This window comes from Moraxella sp. CTOTU48268 (genome assembly GCF_032069585.1).
Lineage (GTDB): Bacteria > Pseudomonadota > Gammaproteobacteria > Pseudomonadales > Moraxellaceae > Faucicola > Faucicola cinerea.
On sequence record NZ_DAMALV010000016.1, the window covers coordinates 1 to 17,744 of the forward strand.

Genomic DNA, 17,744 nt, shown 5'->3' on the forward strand with positions numbered 1-17,744 from the left:
GGCGATTACCGTATTTCTAATTTTCTACTTTGGCAATGTGCGTATGCTGAGTTATTTTTTACCGAAACGCTTTGGCCAGCGTTTAATGCGGCTGAATTAGACCAAATGATTGATATTTTTATGGGTCGTGAGCGTCGATTTGGTAAAACCAGCGAGCAAGTATTAGGTTTGAGCTTTTAGTTAATCAATAGGAACTGTCATGTGGGAACGCATTAGAACTGCCATTATTTTGTTAGTGATTGTTGGCGTTGCGATGTTTGCTACCCGCGAGCCTATTTTGATGTTGCCGCTATTGTTAGTCGGTGCAGGCTTTGGGGCTTTTGAGTGGTCAAAGCTCATGCCGTCACTTGAACAAAATCCCGGCAGTTATCTACCGCCTAACACCCAAACGCCGACCAAACCTGCCAAACCAATTGATTATATATATAGCCTTGTGGTGTTAGCGATTGTCAGTTTGTTATTGGTAATGGCAAAGCTGACTGGTAGCATAGCTTCTTGGGTGTTTTTTTGGCTGGTTGCGGCGCTGATTTGGTCGGTAGCGATTGGCTGGATTCGCCATTATCCCAATGATACCCAAGCTTGGTATGGTAAGCATTTATACCTCATCGGTATGATTATACTGTCATCTGCCATTACTGCGATGTATTATCTGTGGTCACTTTCAGCTTGGTGGCTGCTATATGTGTTTGTATTGGTGTGGTGCGCGGATAGCGGTGCTTATTTTGTCGGACGAAAACTTGGCAGACGCAAAATGTCCCCGCACGTCTCACCCAATAAAAGTGTGGAAGGTTTATTAGGTGGACTTGCCACGGGCACGCTTGTGGTGATTGGCGTCTCTTTTGGCTTGTTAAACGATTGGTCTATGATGGCTATAGGGTTGTTTTTACTCTTATCTTTGCTCACTATCATCATGTCCGTGTTCGGTGATTTGTTTGAAAGTATGCTAAAGCGCCATGCCGCAGTCAAAGATGCCGGGGCATTGTTGCCAGGACATGGGGGCATTCTTGATCGTATTGATTCGCAGCTTTCAGCCGTGCCAATTTTTGCGTTGGGGTTTTGGGCGATGAAATTTTACGGATTAATTTAATGGTACATTGCGTTTATCTTACAAAAGTTTTCACACCTGCTTAATATTAATCTGTTCAATTCCAATATAACCAATATCAATTTGTTTAATTCACTAATCAATGCAAGCTTGTGTTTCATCCAATCTTTTTTTGCGCAACTGCTTGTTGATTGATGCTTAAAAATCTTCTCGCGTGTTAATATGCTTATAACAGTGGCAATTTGCCGCTGTAAACGCAAAATGTTAGGTTTAACCGCCGTCTGCCCCAACTTACTAGGTCATTGTAATGCTATCTTCAACTCACACTATACCGCAAAAAAACATTGCTATTATGGGCGCAACAGGCTCTATCGGCGATAGTACGCTATCGGTCGTCAGTCAGCATCCTGATTTGTATAACGTGGTCGGGGTGACAGGGTTTTCGCGGCTGGATAAACTGTTGAGCATTTGCCAGCAATTCAAGCCAACTTATGTTTGTGTTGCTAAAGAAAAGGAAACAGCATTTGCGCAGATGCTCAGCGAGGCTCATCTAAACTGCAAGATTTTGATTGGTGAACAAGGTCTGGTTGAGCTTGCCACGTTAGCAGAAGTGGACATGGTGGTTGCGGCTATCGTCGGCGCTGCAGGGTTGCCATCAACGCTGGCAGCGGCTAATGCGGGTAAAACTATTTTGCTCGCCAATAAAGAAGCGTTAGTGATGGCAGGTGAGCTGATGATTAAAGCCGTCAAGCAGTCAAATGCCAAATTGCTCCCAATTGATAGTGAGCACAATGCCATTTTTCAATGTTTGCCTACTGTGGTGCAACAACAGCGCAATGCCATTCATAATGATAACCATGGTATTAAAAAGCTTTGGTTAACCGCCTCAGGTGGGCCATTTTTACACAAAACACTCGATGACATGAAAGGCGCCAGCGTCGCAGAAGCCGTCAAGCACCCGAACTGGTCCATGGGGCAAAAAATATCAGTAGATAGTGCCACCATGATGAATAAAGGCTTGGAGCTGATTGAAGCGAGTTTTTTATTTGATATGCCGGTCTCTGAGATTGAAGTGGTCATTCATCCGCAAAGTATCGTGCACTCTATGGTTGAATACAACGATGGTAGTTTTTTAGCGCAGCTAGGCAGTCCTGATATGCGTACCCCCATTGCCCATGCTATGGCATACCCTGACCGTATCAGCAGTGGGGTGGAACGATTAGATATTTTTAAGTTAAGTAATTTAAATTTTGTTCGACCTGATTTAGAAAAGTTTAAATGCTTAGAGTTGGCTTATCAAGCCATGCAACAAGGTAGCTATGCGTGTATCGCCTTGAATGCCAGTAATGAGATAGCCGTTCAAGCGTTTTTGGACGGTGACATCCGTTTAACCGATATTGCTGATATCAATGAAAAAGTACTATTGCAAGCCGAAAAACAGCCGATTGGGTCATTGCAAGCGATTTTGGCGGTCGATAAACTAAGCCGTGAACAAGCACACCAATGTATTGCCGATTTAAACGCTTAAATAATGCTTAAAAAAGCTTAAAAATAGTTGGCAACACTGGTTGATAGTCGTTAAAAATGACTACATAACTTATTAAGATATCGATAGTTAAATTATTTTTAGCCTGTGATTTTGTCAAAAGGATAGCCATGAATTTCATCTTGACCGTTTTAGCTGCGATTGTGGTACTAGGACCTTTGGTTGCGCTACATGAGTGGGGGCATTATATTGTTGCTCGGCTGTGCGGTGTCAAGGTATTGACCTATTCAATTGGGTTTGGTCCAAAGCTGCTAAGCTGGACAAGTAAAAAAACTGGGATTAATTATGCGGTCTCTGCGATTCCGCTCGGCGGTTATGTCAAAATGCTCGATGAGCGAGAAGGCACAGTCAATCCAGCCGAACGTCATTTAGCTTTTAATACCCAACAACCTTGGAAAAAAATTGCCATCGTCGCAGCAGGTCCGGTGATGAACTTATTGATTGCGATTTTTTTGTATTGGCTGCTATTTATCACCCCAACCCAAGTCTTGGCGACCAAAGTCGGCAGTATTTTGCCCAATTCACCCGTCAGTCAAACCAGTCTGACAGTCGGTGACGAAATTGTTGCGGTCGATAATAAACCCATTCAAAGTTGGCAAGATATTAACTATGCGTTAGCCGATCGCATGGGTGAGTCGGGACAGGTTAATTTAACAGTGAATGGCGCGCAAGGTCCAACCAATGTCGCCGTGCCGATACAGCGCTTTATGAAAGTAGAAGCGGGTAAAGCAACCAACCCGATTGATAGTCTAGGTGCAATCCCGTGGCAACCAAAAATTCCGGCGGTGGTCGGTGAAATCGTCCCAAATAGCGCTGCCGCCCGTCAAGGTCTGCAAGTCGGTGATACCATCAGCCGTGTCAACGGTCAACCGGTGAGCGATTGGCTTGCGTTTTCGCAAGTTGTCAAATCCAGCCCCGAACAGTTACTAACCCTTGAAGTGCAGCGCCAAGGCAAAATCATCCCCTTAAAAGTCATGCCACAAGCAAAAAAAGATACCATGGGCAATCGATTTGGACAAATTGGTGCAGCTGCAGCGGCATCTAAGATTATGCCGCCACCTGAGTATATAAAAACCATTCAATATACGCCCATCCAAGCGGTCGAAAAATCCGTGCATCAAACTGTCGATTTAAGTGCCATGACCCTCAAATCCATGGGTAAAATGTTGACGGGCACCATTGGGGTTGAAAACCTATCAGGTCCCATTACCATTGCCAAAGTCGCCAATCAAAGCTTTAGCATCGGTTGGGAAGCGGTACTATCGTTTATGGCGATTATCAGTTTAAGCCTTGCTGTGCTTAATTTATTACCTGTACCTGTGCTCGATGGCGGTCATATTGTCATGTATGCCTATGAGGCTATTTTTGGTAAACCCATGCCCGAAAAAATACAAATGATGGGAATGAATATCGGTTTAGTTTTGCTTGCAGGTTTCATGCTGTTGGCGATTGGTAACGATATCTCACGCTTGTTTTAATCGACCCAAATTTGGCTAAAATATTGATTTGTAGTTTTGTTTTTTCGCTAGACTTTACGCAAAATTTAGCTTACCTTATGCCAGTAAAATTTATTTACGGATCTCTTGTACTTTGATAATACAAGCTACACATCAAAGACAAACTATTACTAGAAGTTTAATCAAGTCACCCTTTTTGATAGCATTTGTCATTTTTAGCTAACCAAACTTAGATTACCAAATTCAGGTAAATACGTTTGGATAACTAATTTTGGATACCTAAAAGTGACAGGTTTTATGCATTATCTTTGGGCAGTCGTCAATTCGGAAACAAGTTATATGCGAAATTCAGCGTTATTTTTGGTTGCACCGTTAGCACTCGTTACCTCGTATGCACAAGCGGCAAATTTTACCGTGAGCGATATTCAATTTAATGGATTGACACGGGTATCCGCTGATAACCTCTATCCCGTGCTTGCTGTCAATACCGGTGAAGTAGCAAACGATGCCAATATCGCAGCTAGTATCAAAGCCCTCTATGAAACTGGCAATTTCTCAGACGTTAAAGCATCCCAATCAGGCAATAAATTGGTATTTGATGTGGTAGAGCGCCCAATTATCGCAAGTGTCACTTATGATGGTAATAAACTGATTCCAAAAGAAGCATTGACCGAAGGCCTAAAACGTATTGGCATCGTAGAAGGCAATGTGTTAAAACAGGCGACAGTTGAGCAAGTCCAAAATGAGCTAAAACAGCAATACAATCAGCAAGGTTATTATAATAGCGAAGTTACGGTGACCCAAACGCCCTTAGACAATAACCGCGTTGCGCTTAAATTTAATTTTGTTGAAGGTAAAGCGGCGCGTGTTGTCGATATCAAGGTGATTGGCAATAAACATTTTAGCGATAAAGAAATCAGACAGGCGATGAGCATCAAAGAAAGCTCATGGATCAATGTGATTAGCAAATCTGACCGCTATGCCAAAGAAAAGCTTGCGGCAAGTTTAGAAAATGTCACTGCCATGTACCAAAACGCGGGCTTTGTCAAATTCACCATCAATGATGCCACCATTAATTTAAGTCCAGAAAAAGATAAAGTATTTATCGAGCTCAATCTTACTGAAGGTGAGCAATATAAATTTGGCAATGTCAATTTTATGGGTACGCCCAACTATGACACCGATAAGCTTCGTAAGCAGGTGGCATTTAAGCCAGGTGAGCGTTATTCACAACGTCAAATGACGACAACTTTACAAAATCTTGGCACACTATATGGTAACGATGGCTACTATTTTGCCCAAATCCGCCCAGTGCCGCGTATCAATGAAGATACTCGCACGGTAGATGTCGATTTCTTTATTGATCCTGTGCGTCCTGTGTATGTTCGCCGTATCAATTTTACCGGTAACAATAAAACCGCAGATGAAGTATTGCGCCGAGAAATGCGCCAAATGGAAGGCACATTAGCCGCCAATGAAAAAATCGATTTGTCGCGCACACGTTTGATGCGTACAGGCTTTTTCAAAACTGTCAACATGGATGTCAAACCTGTCCCTAACACCCCCGATCAGGTAGATATCAATGTCGCAGTAGAGGAGCAACCATCAGGTACCAGTACCATTGCGGCTGGTTATTCACAAAGTGGTGGTATCACTTTCCAAGCAGGTTTAAGTCAATCTAACTTTTTGGGTACAGGTAATCAGGTCAATATTTCGTTATCGCGTTCTGAGACGTTAGATAGTTATAATTTGGGCTATACCAACCCATACTTTACCCCAGATGGGATATCGCAAAGTGCCAGTATTTATGCACGCAAAACCAAATATGACAGCAAAAATATTTCAAACTACGTAACAGATTCGTATGGCGGCACCTTAGGTTTTAGCTATCCGATTGATGAAAATAAGAGTTTAAGTGCCGGTCTTACACTAGATAGCACCAAAATCAAAGCAGGCGCTTTGTTAGCGGTATCAAACTATCAATACTTAAAAGACGAAGGCAATCTTGAAATAGGTTCAGACTCCGATGGCAATGAATCATTCGAATCAGACCCCTTTAATACCGCGAGCTTAAACTTAGGCTGGAATATGAATACGCTTGACCGTGGACGTTTTCCAACCAAAGGTATGTCACATAACGTCAATTTGGAACTGGCCTTCGGCGATGCCACTTACCAAAAACTGGTCTACCAAGGGAACTACTATCGCCCGTTCCTAAAAAATACCGTACTACGCGGTTATACCAAGTTAGGATATGGTAACGATTTACCTTTCTGGGAAAACTTCTTCGCAGGGGGTTATGGCTCAGTGCGTGGTTATGAGAATGCCACTTTAGGCCCTACCAGTAATCGTTATTACCCAGTGAAGAATAATAATGGGGTCGATAATTACCCAGAAGAGATTGGCGGTAATGCACTCGCGCAAGTGGGTACTGAACTAATCTTGCCGATGCCGTTTAAAGGCGATTGGGCAGACCAAATCCGTCCCGTATTATTTGTTGAAGGGGCACAAGTGTTTGACACCACCAATAAATATGACCAAAAAGTCACAGTGGGTGGCAATACCGTATCGCTATTAAATGAAAAAGACAATGACATGCGTTTTAGCGCGGGTGCGGGCTTCACTTGGATTACCCCAATTGGTCCAATCTCATTAAGCTATGCCGTTCCGCTCAATGATAAAGATAAAGATAAAATCGATAATGTACAGTTCGAAATTGGACGTACATTCTAAAAGGTCTATGTATATGAAAATAATGACTCAGTTAGCCACAGCGAGCATTTTGAGTGTATTGGCAATGCCAGTTTTTGCCAATACCGTTGCGGTTTGGAATTCCCAAGTTGCCATCAATAATACTAACATCGCTAAAACCAAAATTGGCGTGGTGCAAGCGGCGGTCAAACCAAAGCAGCAGCAGCTTGACAGCTATAAAGCGACCATTGAGCGTTTGCAAAAACAATATGCCACGCAAAACGCTCAGATGACCCAAGCACAAAAGGATGATTTGCGTAAGCAAATTCAAACCAACTTACAAAACTATGAACAGGTTGCCAGTCAAATCCAGTCCATCATTGATACCAATGAGGCAGAAGTGATGCAGCGAATTGTCCCTAAAATCCAAGCCATTAAAGAAAATATTGTGCGTCAAAAAAATATTGATGTGCTCATTGATAATCGTGATAGAACGGTTAGTTATGTGAAACCTGAATGGGATGTAACGGCAGATTTTACCAAAGCGATTAACGATCAAGTAAAATAATATTTTTTAAGCTCAGAGGTTTTAGCAAAAACGCAATATTCGACTATTGCGTTTTTTATTTTGTGTGTAAAATTAAGGCAAATTTTAAGCAAACGATTGGAGTAATCAAATGGCGTTCACCATCGCACAAATTTTGGATTTTTTAGCTAGTGACGTCATTGACCAAGGGGATGGGCAAACCGACCAAAACTTGCAGAAACAAATTTCCAAAATCGCCGCCCTTGAGGACGCCACCGACACCGATATCACGTTTATCGCCAACCCTCTATTTGAATCAAAATTGCAGACCACGGGCGCTGGTGCTGTGCTAGTCCCCGCATCTTTGCAGGAAAAATGCCCAAGCCATAGCGTTGCCATCGTGGTCAAATCACCTTATGCCGCGTATGCCAAACTGACGGCATTGTTTGAACCGACGCAAGCGTATCATCAGACAGTCAACCCTAATTTATCAGATTGTTTGATTCACCCCACTGCCATTTTGGGTAACAATCTGCAGTTGGGCGACAATGTGCGTATTGGGGCGTATAGCCAAATTGGCGATAACTGCGTCATTGGTGATGGTGTCAAGATTGAGGCCCAAGTCAATATTCAGCCCAATGTCGTGATTGGCGAAGGTAGCTTAATTGCACCGCATGTGTATATCGGGCATGATTGTGTATTGGGTAAACATGTCAGCTTGCACAGCCATGCCAGCATTGGCAATGACGGCTTTGGCTTTGCTCCTAAAGGCAGTACAGATGAAGCAGGTTGGCAAAAAATTCACCAATTAGGGCGAGTGGTATTGGGCGATCATGTCAGCGTAGGCAGCCATACCTGTATCGATCGCGGTGCAATTAATGATACGGTTATCGGTAATCATGTCATTATTGATAATTTGGTGCAAATTGCCCACAATGTAAAAATTGGTGCTGGCACGGCGATTGCAGCGTGTGTTGGGATTGCTGGCAGTACAGAAATTGGTAAACGCTGCATGATTGGTGGCGCATCAGGTTTTGCAGGTCATATCAAAATTTGTGATGATGTCACGATTACTGGCATGACGATGGTAACCAAATCGATTCACCAACCGGGTGTATATTCTTCAGGCATGCCAGTGATGCCCAATAGCTTATGGAAAAGAGCCTATATTAATTTTAAGCAACTTGGCAAACCAAAAAGTTAATCATTACGTTTATCCATCAAATAATTTGAGAAAACAACTGTAAACTCAATCTTAAAACCGTTACAATGGTTGTTTTTCACAAATCTATTTTTTTGATAAAGATGATTTAAAAGTATAAAGGATATATCCATGGATTTTGATAAGTTGATTGATGAAGACATCGCTAGCCTTGCACAGATTGGGGTGACATTACCTCTCAATGCCGTTGTGTTACGTGATTATCTGCCTCACCGTTATCCTTTTATGCTATTAGACAGAGTCACTGCGGTAAAACCCAATGAGTGGATTACCGGTGTTAAAAACATCACCATTAACGAGCCTTTCTTTAATGGTCACTTTCCTGAAGAGCCTATCATGCCAGGCGTCTTAATGATTGAAGCGATGGCGCAGGTAGCGGGTGTGCTGGGTTTTATCAGCAAAAATGTCAAACCAAGAGATGGCTATATTTATCTGTTCGCTGGGGTCGATAAAGTGCGTTTTAAACGTCAAGTCATCCCCGGTGATCAGCTCATTTTACGCGCCAAAAAGACCATGGAGCGTCACAGTATCTATAAATTTAGTTGTACAGCGTGCGTGGGTGATGATTTGGCAGCCAGTGCAGAAATCACCATTGCAGAGCAGCGTACCCAATATCACCAGTCATGACTTTAACATCATATTCACATGACTTGAATAAGGCGCGTTTGAGTAAGCTATACCGATAAAATCTGTTTAAGTTAAGCAAAATCCTTGATAAAAATGGCATACTTTAGTAAAAATGCTATAATGTCGTTTTTATTTTAACCTGCTGTTTATAGTTAGCTTTGCCTATGGGTTCAGCTAAACCTGTATTTTTAATTCTTGTTGAATAGTGGGCTGGTATAAGGATTTTTCATGACGATTCACCCAACGGCGATTATTGATGCCACTGCAACGATACACCCGTCGGTCAAGATAGGGCCGTATTGCATTATTGGTGAACATGTCACAATTGGGGCACAGACCGTGCTTCACCCCCATGTCGTCATTAGCAAGTTTACCCGTATCGGTGAGCGTAACCAGATTTTTCAATTCGCTAGCATTGGCGAAGACTGCCAAGATCTCAAATACCAAGGTGAGGAGACGTGGCTAGAAATCGGCGATGACAATCGCATTCGCGAAGCCTGTAGTATTCATCGCGGCACGGTACAAGATAAAGGCATCACACGCGTTGGTAGCCGTAATCTGTTTATGGTCAATACCCATATTGCGCATGATTGCGTAATTGGCAACGACAACATTGTGGCTAATAATGTGGGGATTGCAGGGCATGTCCGCATCGGTAACCATGTGATTGTCGGCGGTAATTCAGGTATTCACCAATTTTGTAGCATTGATGATTATAGTTTGATTGGTGGTGCAAGCTTGATTTTAAAAGATGTTGCGGCTTTTAACATGGTATCGGGTAACCCTGCCAAAAGCCATGGTCTTAATATCGAAGGCATGCGCCGTAAAGGTTGGTCAAAGCAGACTATTGATTATCTGCGCCAAGCTTATCGGGTGATTTTCCGTTCAGGACTGACCAAGGAAGAAGCCATTGTAGCAGTGACCGAGCAGCTATTACCCCAAGAACCTTTGGTACAATTGCTATTGGATTCCCTGATTCATAGCGAACGTGGCTTAGTCAGATAAGGTAGTAAGAAAGGATAGCATTGCTATTTAACGTATTTTAGCGTATCAACAGCAGCATCTGAAAAGTAAAAAAGAGCCAAATCGGCTCTTTTTTTTAGGTCTTTTTAGGTGGTTTTTAGGTCAAATGCAAATCAGGTTTTGGTAAGTTTTGCTGCTGATAAAAAGTATCGACAAACGCATCAAACTTATCATCCTCAATGGACTGACGGATATCTGCCATCAAGCGCTGATAGTAACGTAAATTGTGTATGGTGCCCAACTGTGCCGATAGCATTTCATTGCACTTGAACAAATGATGCAAATAGGCGCGGCTGAAATTCTGACAAGTATAACAATCACATTCGCTATCAAGCGGACTTTGGTCAAATCGGTGCACCGCATTTTTAATTTTAACGGCGCCAAAAGTGGTGAAATAATGACCATTTCGTGCATTACGTGTTGGCATCACGCAATCAAACATATCAACGCCGCGGCGTACCGCTTCCACGATATCTTCAGGCTTACCCACGCCCATCAAGTATCTGGGCTTATCGGCTGGCATATCATCGGGTAAGTAATCAAGCACCGCCATCATTTCTTCTTTTGGCTCACCGACTGAAAGCCCGCCAATGGCATAGCCATCAAACCCAATATCTAAAAGACCTTCTAGGGATTTTTCGCGAAGGTTGCGATACATACTGCCTTGGATAATACCAAACAAAGCATTCTTGTTACCAAGTTTTTCATGCTCATTTTTACAGCGCTCGCCCCAACGCAGTGATAGTTCAAGCGATGTATCCGCTTCGCTAGGCGTTGCAGGGTAAGGCGTGCATTCATCAAACTGCATGACGATATCTGAGTTCAGTGAGTATTGAATTTGCATCGATATTTCAGGGGATAAAAACACCTTTGCGCCATCAATGGGCGAGCGAAAATGCACACCTTCCTCGACGATTTTACGCATTGCGCCCAGACTAAAGACTTGAAAACCGCCCGAATCAGTCAAAATCGGCTTGTTCCAACCGATAAAGTCATGTAACCCGCCAAATTTGTCAATGACATCGGTCGTTGGGCGCAGCCACAAATGAAAGGTATTGCCTAAGATGATTTCGGCACCGATTTCGTGGATATCCCGCGGTAGCATGCCTTTGACGGTGCCATAAGTACCGACAGGCATAAAGGCAGGGGTTTGCACATCGCCATGAGCGAGATGAACCGTACCACGGCGAGCACGGCTCTCGCCTGTAGCGTTTTTATGTAAGGTGAATTGCATAATCTAAAGTTTCTGTAACAGGTTTTTTAAAAGGTTAAATTCATAAGAGGTTGAAATTATACCACTTTATCCAACAACATCGCATCACCGTAACTAAAGAAACGATATCGTTGCTCGATGGCGTGCTGATAAGCCTGTTTGATAGGCTCACTGCCTGCAAACGCTGACACCAGCATCAATAGCGTGGATTTCGGCAAATGAAAATTGGTGATGAGCTTATCAATCACCCCAAACCTAAATGACGGATAAATAAAAATATCGGTATCACCTGACCAAGCCGATAGCATTGGATTTTCAAAGCTGGCGGTTTTTTGAAACGCCGTTTCTAATACCCGTGTCACAGTGGTACCGACCGCAATCACTTGCCCGCCACGGGCTTTGGTTTGGTTAATCAAATCGGCAGTCGCTTGGGGTAACTCGGCATATTCTGAGTGCATTTTATGGCGCAAAATATCATCTGTCTTGACAGGGGCAAATGTGCCTGCACCGACATGCAAGGTGACAAAGGCAGTATTGATGCCTTTGGACTTGAATGCAGCCAATACATTGTCATCAAAATGCAGGCTCGCGGTCGGTGCGGCTACGCTGGCAAGTTTGGCTGGGTCATGAAATACCGTTTGATAACGGGTTTCGTCATTGTCATCGGCATGGCGCTCAAAATAGGGCGGAATCGGCAGTTCGCCATAGTGCTCAAGCACAGGCAATATCGGCTGGTCAAACGCTATTAAAAATAAATTGTCCTCACGCCCCATTACTGTGGCATGGATGTTACCATCGGCAAGGCTCAACGTTTGCCCCTCTTTTGGGCTGCGGCTGGCGCGTACATGACACAAAGCGGTGTGCTTTTGGCTGCTAATAGCACCATCGGGCAAAATACGCTCGACCAATACTTCGACCGCGCCGCCACTGGCTTTTTGCCCAAACAGCCTTGCTTTCATGACCTTGGTGTCATTAAACACCACCAAGTCACCACTATTTAACAACTCTGGCAAATCCACAAATTGTTGGTCTTTGGGTTGACCATGGGCAGGCAAATACAGCAATCGAGAGGCGGAGCGCACCGCTAACGGATAGCGAGCAATGAGTTCATCGGGCAGTTGATAATCAAAATCATCTAAAGTTAAAGGCATTTATGGGTTACTCGGTGATAGCAGAATCTTTGGCAAGGTGGACATTGGCTTTAGGAAATGGGCGGATTTTATCGGCGTCCGACCAAGCTTTGACCCAGTCATCAGGTGGCATATTGATATCTTTATAATCCAATGCGCTGAGCACTTGCTCAGTCGGCAAAACCTTGCCTGTCACGATGTTGGTGATACCTGTGCGTAGCAGCGCAGAGCAAGTCGGCTGACCTTTGACCCACATGCTTTGCTCGATATAAAACCAGCGCTCATCAACGGCTATCAGTCGGGTTTTGATGGTGACCTTATCAAATAAACGAACACGCTTACGATATTGAATGGTGCTACCAGCGACCACCAGCCCCCAACGGTGCTTGAATAATTTTTTGGCAAGCCCGGAGCGAATGGCAAGATCGTTTCTTCCCAAATCAAACAGCGTAAAAACACGCCCGTTGTTCATTTCAAAAAAATTGTCAATATCGTTGATATTAGCGGTCAAGGTGATTTCGCTGGTATCGGTTAATTGAAGCGAATGACCTTGCTTTTGTTTAATCGCGCTTTTGATGGCATGGGTGCCAAGTCGTAAAAAAGGATACATGGTTGTTCTCAATCTAAATTTGTGCCACATTATAGGTAAATCGCGCTTGTTTAGCAAAATTTGTCACTATAATTACCCGACAAGTCACTATAATTACCCTACAAAAGGAAAGCAAATGACCAATCAATCACAGGTAGCAGCGCAACCCTTATCAGCGGACGCTAAAAAGGTATTAGATTTTTGGTTGCAGGAAAATACTAAGCCATTTTGGTTTGCCAAAAATGAGGATTTTGATAAAACTGTAACGGCTAAATTTTTAGCCACACTTGAGCAAGCCAAACGAGGCGAGTTAGGGGATTGGCGAGCCAGTACAAAAGGGCGATTGGCAGAAATCATTGTATTGGATCAGTTTTCGCGCAATATTTTTCGAGATTCTTCACAAGCTTTTGCCCAAGATAGCATGGCGTTAGTATTGGCGCAAGAAATCGTCAAACAGCCAGATTTTGACAAGTTGAATGAAGACGAACGCAATTTTGCTTTAATGCCTTTTATGCATGCGGAATCGGTAAACATTCATCAGCAGGCGTTGCCACTGTTTAAAAAATACGCCAGTGCCGATACGTTAGCGTTTGAATATAAGCATCAAGCCATTATTGAGAGATTTGGGCGTTATCCGCACCGCAATGCGATTTTGGGTAGACAATCCAGTGATGAGGAAATTGCTTTTTTACAACAACCCAACTCATCATTTTAACTTTTATTAAGTTGTTGCTGGATCGCCCAATCAATATGTTCTTGTGTGTTTTCGCTTAATATTGGGCGTTTTTGTTGCAATTTGACAATAATTGCTTGGCTAAATGGTGCATTGCCCAAGGCTACCGCCACATTGCGCATAAAATTGTCGTAGCCCGTGCGGCGAATCGGCGAGCCTTCAGTTTTTGTCAAAAAATCCTGTGCATCCCATGCCCATAACTCAAGCAGTGACACCTCATCTAAACGGTGACGCGGATTAAAATCCTCAATCGTCGCTAATCTGGCAAATTTATTCCAAGGACAAATCAACTGACAATCATCACAGCCAAAAATGCGATTACCGATTTTGGGGCGAAGTTCTACAGGGATTTTGCCATCTAATTCAATGGTTAAATACGAAATACACAGCCGTGCATCGACATCATAATGCCCGGTGGGTGTTTTGCGGATGGCATGGGTAGGGCACACATGAATACAAGCACGGCAACTGCCACAATGCGATGAGACGGTTTCGATTTGCTTTTTATCCTCTGCCAAAGGCAAGCTGGTGAATAATTCCCCCAACACAAAAAATGACCCCGCTTGTGGATGAATCAGCAAAGTGTGTTTGCCTGTCCAGCCCAAACCTGCTTGCTCAGCCAACGCGCGCTCAAATATAGGCGCGGAGTCGCTAAAGGGGCGAAATACAAAGTCGTTGGCATATTGCGGATAATCGGTGGTCAGTTTTTCTTGAATCAGTCTGGCTAGGGTTTTTAGTAGCCCTCGCATGGTTTTATGATAATCACGTCCTCGAGCATAGCGGGCAATAATCGCTGAGTTGGGGCGCTCATCGTCTGGCACACTGCGTTTGGGCGGCGGCGTGACCAAATAATCTAAACGCACGCTAATGATACTTTGCGTCCTGTCAACTAACAGGGCAGGGTTAGCACGTTTATCATGATTGTCTTCAAAAAACAGCATATCGCCATGTTTACCTTGTGCTAGCCAGGTTTGCAAGGCATCAAGCTGTTTTACAAAGATGGGATTGGTTGGATGGACAAAGCCACAATCAGCAAACCCCAAAGCCTTGGCTTGCGCCTTTATCCAGCCCTTGAGTGCATTGAGTTCATTTGTAGTGTCCAACATGCCAACAACCAGATAAAATTAAAATGCTATTATAGCAAAATAAACACCTACCACATCATTGGATCATCTTATGCAAAGTAATGCACGGACGGATAAAACTACTGTGATGCAAAACGCCATTGCCTTATATAGCCCCAAACAAATTTATGACATTGAAAAAAACTGGTTTAGCAAAAATGACAGTTTTGCCTTAATGCAACAAGCTGCATGGCAACTTGCACACATCATCAAGCATGAAAGTAACAATCAAAAAGGCAGTCACCTTCAAAAAAGCAGTTACCTTCAAAAAAGCAGTCACTCTCAAAAATCGGTATTGGTAGTGGCAGGCGCGGGTAATAATGGCGGCGATGCTTGGTTGGTGGCGCATTATGTGAACCAGCTTTGCCCAAATTGGTCAGTTACCGTAGTACAAGTCGCAGCGCCTAGCACCCTCGACAGCCAAACAGCAAAGCACCTGTACCAGTCAAGCTGTGCAAATGCGGCAAAATATCTGACGTTGACGGCATTTTTACAGCCATTTTATGAGCTTGGTTTAAGCTATCATTATGATGTGGTGATTGATGGGTTATTGGGGATTGGGCTCGATGGCAAGCCTAGCGGTGATTATCAGACAATCATCAATTGGATTAATCAATACCGCAAGCAAGTTCACGCTTGTCAAGTCATCAGCATCGATGTACCCAGCGGACTTAATGCCGCTACGGGCGAAGTATATGATGATACTGCGATTAAGGCAGACAAGACACTTTGTTTAATTGGGCGAAAGGTCGGACTGCATATGGGGGATAGTAAAGATTATGTTGGCAGCGTTATCGATGTGCCTTTGCTTCCTGTTGAGCAATCGGGTATCTTGTTGCATTACCTACTACCTAACTTGCCACAACGTCAGCAGGTGAGCCATAAAGGTACGTATGGTCATGTACTCATCATCGGTGGCAATCGATTAGAGGATGGGCATGGCATGGCAGGGGCAGCGATATTGGCCGCCAGTGCAGCATTGAACAGTGGTGCAGGCAAAGTCACCGTTGCTTGTCATGGTGATTTTCATTCAGCTATTATCACCGCTTTGCCCAATGCCATGACCGCGGATTTACACAATATCGCTAGCGTCATCGAGCTGATTAACGCGGTGGATGTGGTTGCTATTGGCATGGGTCTGGGTAGAGATAAAGTAACGTTGGAGTTATTTAACCAGTATCTTACGGCGATCATACAATCAGAGAAGCTATGTGTCATTGATGCCGATGGTTTATACCATTTGGCAGATTGGGCAGGCATGAGTGACGGTTTAAATGCGCCAATTCAACCACGATTGGGACAGTCAAACCAACGGTTTTACCTAACGCCGCATTCAGCGGAAGCAGGACGTTTGCTCAATCAACACTATGCTGACATCGATCGAGACAAAATCAGCGCGATTCGGGCATTAGCTCACCACTATGGGGGCAATTGGCTTATCAAAGGGGCACAAACGATTGTGCTTGAACGAGACAGCATTGGTATTTGCGGCTTGGGCAATGCCGGTATGGCAACCGCTGGCATGGGCGATTGCTTGGCAGGTCTGATGGCGGGCTTATTGGGGCAAGCAATTGCCGCACCCATGCTAACCTCCGTGCTCATACATGGCAAAGCGGGTGATACGTTAGCAGAAAAAATGGGTGAATATGCATTGCAGGCCAATCACATGGCATCGGCAATCGGTGACATCATCCATCAAATCACGCAAGATTAAAATCACGGCAGGTTAAGAAGGTTCAATAGAAAAAAGGTAAGAATTCACTCACCTTTAACCTTTACAAACCTTTAATTTTAATTGAATGCTAAATTTATATAGCATGCAAAGTTATTTACAGTATTGGCTCACTGTTTGCGCGACTTGCTGACGGCGTAGCTCAATTTCACGACCATCTAAATATTTACGTTCACCTTTATTATCCATTTCATAGACACGCCCGCCTTGGTTTAGATTAGCAAGGGTATTTTGTAATGATTTACAGCGCTCCGCATCTTGCTGTTTTTTGAGTTGCTGATTTTGTGCTTCAAGTTCAGCAGCACGTTTTTGATCGGCTGTCAGCGTTGGTGATACACCTGATGCAGCACCTGTGCTATTGCCAGCGGTTGCAGGTGCACGACTACTAGGTCCAAGTTCACGGGTATTAATCACTTGCACTTGTCGCAAATTAACACCATTGGTCGGGGCATATTGGCTATAATGCGGTACACCATTTTTGTCAGTCCACTTGTAGTAAGTGGCTGCATTTGAATTCGCCATAATGAATGGTGATAACATGAGTGATAACAAAAACAGTGGCTTTAACATTGTTTTTCCTGTGCAAGAAACTAGAAAGTTATGCGATAGCCTATCACAGCTTGATAGCTTTTAGCAGTAAATTTTGACAAGATAATCGTTTAATCTCTTAAATGTGATTTTCTAAAAACGACTGGCTCAATCAGTCTGAGATTTTAAAATTTATCAAGCTTTAAAACCAAGCCTTAAAACCAAGCCTCAAACGAATTCATTTACCTATAACTAAAAGTTATAAATTCTAGTAGCTTTTTTTTATTGACAAGTGTTAAAAAAACTCACATCATAAGTCCTCTACTGGTCGTTAGTAACAATTATCGTTGGTTACTAATTGGTAAAATCTAAGCTAATTGGCGCTATCCGCTAATTAGGCTCTACAATTGGATGAGAGCATTTTTTACCGTTGTTGTTGTTTATGAATCTAAACAAAAGAATCTAACAACCCTGACTTATCGGTCAACAAAGACAAAAAGTAGCCATCAATTTATACATTACGTCATTTTCGTGATGCTTTCTTTTTTGGTTATCATG

At 43.4% G+C, this 17,744-nt stretch carries 16 protein-coding genes; 11 read left to right on the plus strand and 5 right to left on the minus strand.

Features of this window, described 5'->3' with window-relative positions:
- From RT143_RS07035 to lpxA, 9 genes are all read left to right on the plus strand, one after another.
- Positions 1–180 (plus strand): undecaprenyl diphosphate synthase family protein (locus tag RT143_RS07035; protein ID WP_313092079.1); only part of this gene is annotated, 180 nt, incomplete at its 5' end.
- A 19-nt stretch (positions 181–199) separates the two neighbouring features.
- A complete protein-coding gene (locus RT143_RS07040) occupies positions 200–1,087 on the plus strand; it encodes a phosphatidate cytidylyltransferase (protein ID WP_313092080.1) in 888 nt (295 codons plus the stop codon).
- Between the two features lie 265 nt (positions 1,088–1,352).
- Positions 1,353–2,573: a 1-deoxy-D-xylulose-5-phosphate reductoisomerase gene (gene ispC, locus RT143_RS07045; RefSeq protein ID WP_313092081.1), complete on the plus strand. Its 1,221-nt coding sequence runs from the start codon at positions 1,353–1,355 to the stop codon at positions 2,571–2,573.
- 128 nt (positions 2,574–2,701) lie between these two features.
- Positions 2,702–4,069 carry an RIP metalloprotease RseP gene (rseP, locus tag RT143_RS07050; protein ID WP_313092083.1) on the plus strand — a complete coding sequence of 456 codons (1,368 nt, stop codon included), beginning with the start codon at positions 2,702–2,704 and terminating at the stop codon, positions 4,067–4,069.
- A gap of 318 nt (positions 4,070–4,387) precedes the next feature.
- Positions 4,388–6,781, plus strand: a complete 2,394-nt coding sequence (gene bamA / locus RT143_RS07055) for an outer membrane protein assembly factor BamA (protein WP_313092084.1) — start codon at positions 4,388–4,390, stop codon at positions 6,779–6,781.
- A gap of 13 nt (positions 6,782–6,794) precedes the next feature.
- Positions 6,795–7,307: an OmpH/Skp family outer membrane protein gene (locus tag RT143_RS07060; RefSeq protein ID WP_313092086.1), complete on the plus strand. Its 513-nt coding sequence runs from the start codon at positions 6,795–6,797 to the stop codon at positions 7,305–7,307.
- Between the two features lie 109 nt (positions 7,308–7,416).
- Positions 7,417–8,469, plus strand: a complete 1,053-nt coding sequence (lpxD, locus tag RT143_RS07065) for a UDP-3-O-(3-hydroxymyristoyl)glucosamine N-acyltransferase (RefSeq protein ID WP_313092088.1) — start codon at positions 7,417–7,419, stop codon at positions 8,467–8,469.
- A gap of 129 nt (positions 8,470–8,598) precedes the next feature.
- Positions 8,599–9,114, plus strand: a complete 516-nt coding sequence (gene fabZ / locus RT143_RS07070) for a 3-hydroxyacyl-ACP dehydratase FabZ (protein WP_313092090.1) — start codon at positions 8,599–8,601, stop codon at positions 9,112–9,114.
- Positions 9,115–9,342: 228 nt separating this feature from the next.
- A complete protein-coding gene (gene lpxA, locus RT143_RS07075) occupies positions 9,343–10,119 on the plus strand; it encodes an acyl-ACP--UDP-N-acetylglucosamine O-acyltransferase (protein WP_060995097.1) in 777 nt (258 codons plus the stop codon).
- A gap of 115 nt (positions 10,120–10,234) precedes the next feature.
- Here lpxA and tgt read toward each other — a convergent pair whose 3' ends face one another.
- Genes tgt through RT143_RS07090 form a run of 3 tightly spaced genes read right to left on the minus strand, consistent with a single transcriptional unit; the run spans position 10,235 to position 13,090 of the window.
- Positions 10,235–11,371 (minus strand): tRNA guanosine(34) transglycosylase Tgt, encoded by a 1,137-nt coding sequence (tgt, locus tag RT143_RS07080; protein WP_313092093.1) that lies wholly within the window; start codon positions 11,369–11,371, stop codon positions 10,235–10,237.
- Positions 11,372–11,427: 56 nt separating this feature from the next.
- Positions 11,428–12,501 carry a tRNA preQ1(34) S-adenosylmethionine ribosyltransferase-isomerase QueA gene (gene queA, locus RT143_RS07085; RefSeq protein ID WP_313092095.1) on the minus strand — a complete coding sequence of 358 codons (1,074 nt, stop codon included), beginning with the start codon at positions 12,499–12,501 and terminating at the stop codon, positions 11,428–11,430.
- Between the two features lie 7 nt (positions 12,502–12,508).
- Positions 12,509–13,090 (minus strand): acyl-CoA thioesterase, encoded by a 582-nt coding sequence (locus tag RT143_RS07090; protein WP_313092097.1) that lies wholly within the window; start codon positions 13,088–13,090, stop codon positions 12,509–12,511.
- Between the two features lie 115 nt (positions 13,091–13,205).
- On the opposite strand from RT143_RS07090, the gene RT143_RS07095 reads away from it, so the two are divergent.
- A complete protein-coding gene (locus tag RT143_RS07095; RefSeq protein WP_313092099.1) occupies positions 13,206–13,784 on the plus strand; it encodes a DUF924 family protein in 579 nt (192 codons plus the stop codon).
- Here RT143_RS07095 and queG read toward each other — a convergent pair.
- Entirely contained in the window at positions 13,781–14,908 is a 1,128-nt protein-coding gene (gene queG / locus RT143_RS07100; protein ID WP_313092100.1) for a tRNA epoxyqueuosine(34) reductase QueG, read from the minus strand. The genes RT143_RS07095 and queG overlap by 4 nt on opposite strands.
- 70 nt (positions 14,909–14,978) lie before the next feature.
- Between queG and RT143_RS07105 the strand changes: the two genes are divergently transcribed.
- A complete protein-coding gene (locus RT143_RS07105) occupies positions 14,979–16,640 on the plus strand; it encodes an NAD(P)H-hydrate dehydratase (protein ID WP_313092102.1) in 1,662 nt (553 codons plus the stop codon).
- 111 nt (positions 16,641–16,751) lie between these two features.
- Here the strand turns inward: RT143_RS07105 and RT143_RS07110 are convergent, their stop codons facing one another.
- On the minus strand, positions 16,752–17,228 hold the full coding sequence (locus RT143_RS07110; RefSeq protein WP_060995090.1) for a DUF4124 domain-containing protein: 477 nt from the start codon (positions 17,226–17,228) through the stop codon (positions 16,752–16,754).
- Positions 17,229–17,744: the final 516 nt, after the last annotated feature.

Coding starts and splice junctions, on each gene's coding strand:
- RT143_RS07090 (WP_313092097.1), bottom strand. CDS start 13,090: ATGTATCCTTTTTTACGACTTGGCACCCATGCCATCAAAAGCGCGATT.
- ispC (WP_313092081.1), top strand. CDS start 1,353: ATGCTATCTTCAACTCACACTATACCGCAAAAAAACATTGCTATTATG.
- RT143_RS07095 (WP_313092099.1), top strand. CDS start 13,206: ATGACCAATCAATCACAGGTAGCAGCGCAACCCTTATCAGCGGACGCT.
- queG (WP_313092100.1), bottom strand. CDS start 14,908: ATGTTGGACACTACAAATGAACTCAATGCACTCAAGGGCTGGATAAAG.
- queA (WP_313092095.1), bottom strand. CDS start 12,501: ATGCCTTTAACTTTAGATGATTTTGATTATCAACTGCCCGATGAACTC.
- fabZ (WP_313092090.1), top strand. CDS start 8,599: ATGGATTTTGATAAGTTGATTGATGAAGACATCGCTAGCCTTGCACAG.
- tgt (WP_313092093.1), bottom strand. CDS start 11,371: ATGCAATTCACCTTACATAAAAACGCTACAGGCGAGAGCCGTGCTCGC.
- rseP (WP_313092083.1), top strand. CDS start 2,702: ATGAATTTCATCTTGACCGTTTTAGCTGCGATTGTGGTACTAGGACCT.
- RT143_RS07040 (WP_313092080.1), top strand. CDS start 200: ATGTGGGAACGCATTAGAACTGCCATTATTTTGTTAGTGATTGTTGGC.
- lpxD (WP_313092088.1), top strand. CDS start 7,417: ATGGCGTTCACCATCGCACAAATTTTGGATTTTTTAGCTAGTGACGTC.
- RT143_RS07105 (WP_313092102.1), top strand. CDS start 14,979: ATGCAAAGTAATGCACGGACGGATAAAACTACTGTGATGCAAAACGCC.
- lpxA (WP_060995097.1), top strand. CDS start 9,343: ATGACGATTCACCCAACGGCGATTATTGATGCCACTGCAACGATACAC.
- RT143_RS07060 (WP_313092086.1), top strand. CDS start 6,795: ATGAAAATAATGACTCAGTTAGCCACAGCGAGCATTTTGAGTGTATTG.
- bamA (WP_313092084.1), top strand. CDS start 4,388: ATGCGAAATTCAGCGTTATTTTTGGTTGCACCGTTAGCACTCGTTACC.
- RT143_RS07110 (WP_060995090.1), bottom strand. CDS start 17,228: ATGTTAAAGCCACTGTTTTTGTTATCACTCATGTTATCACCATTCATT.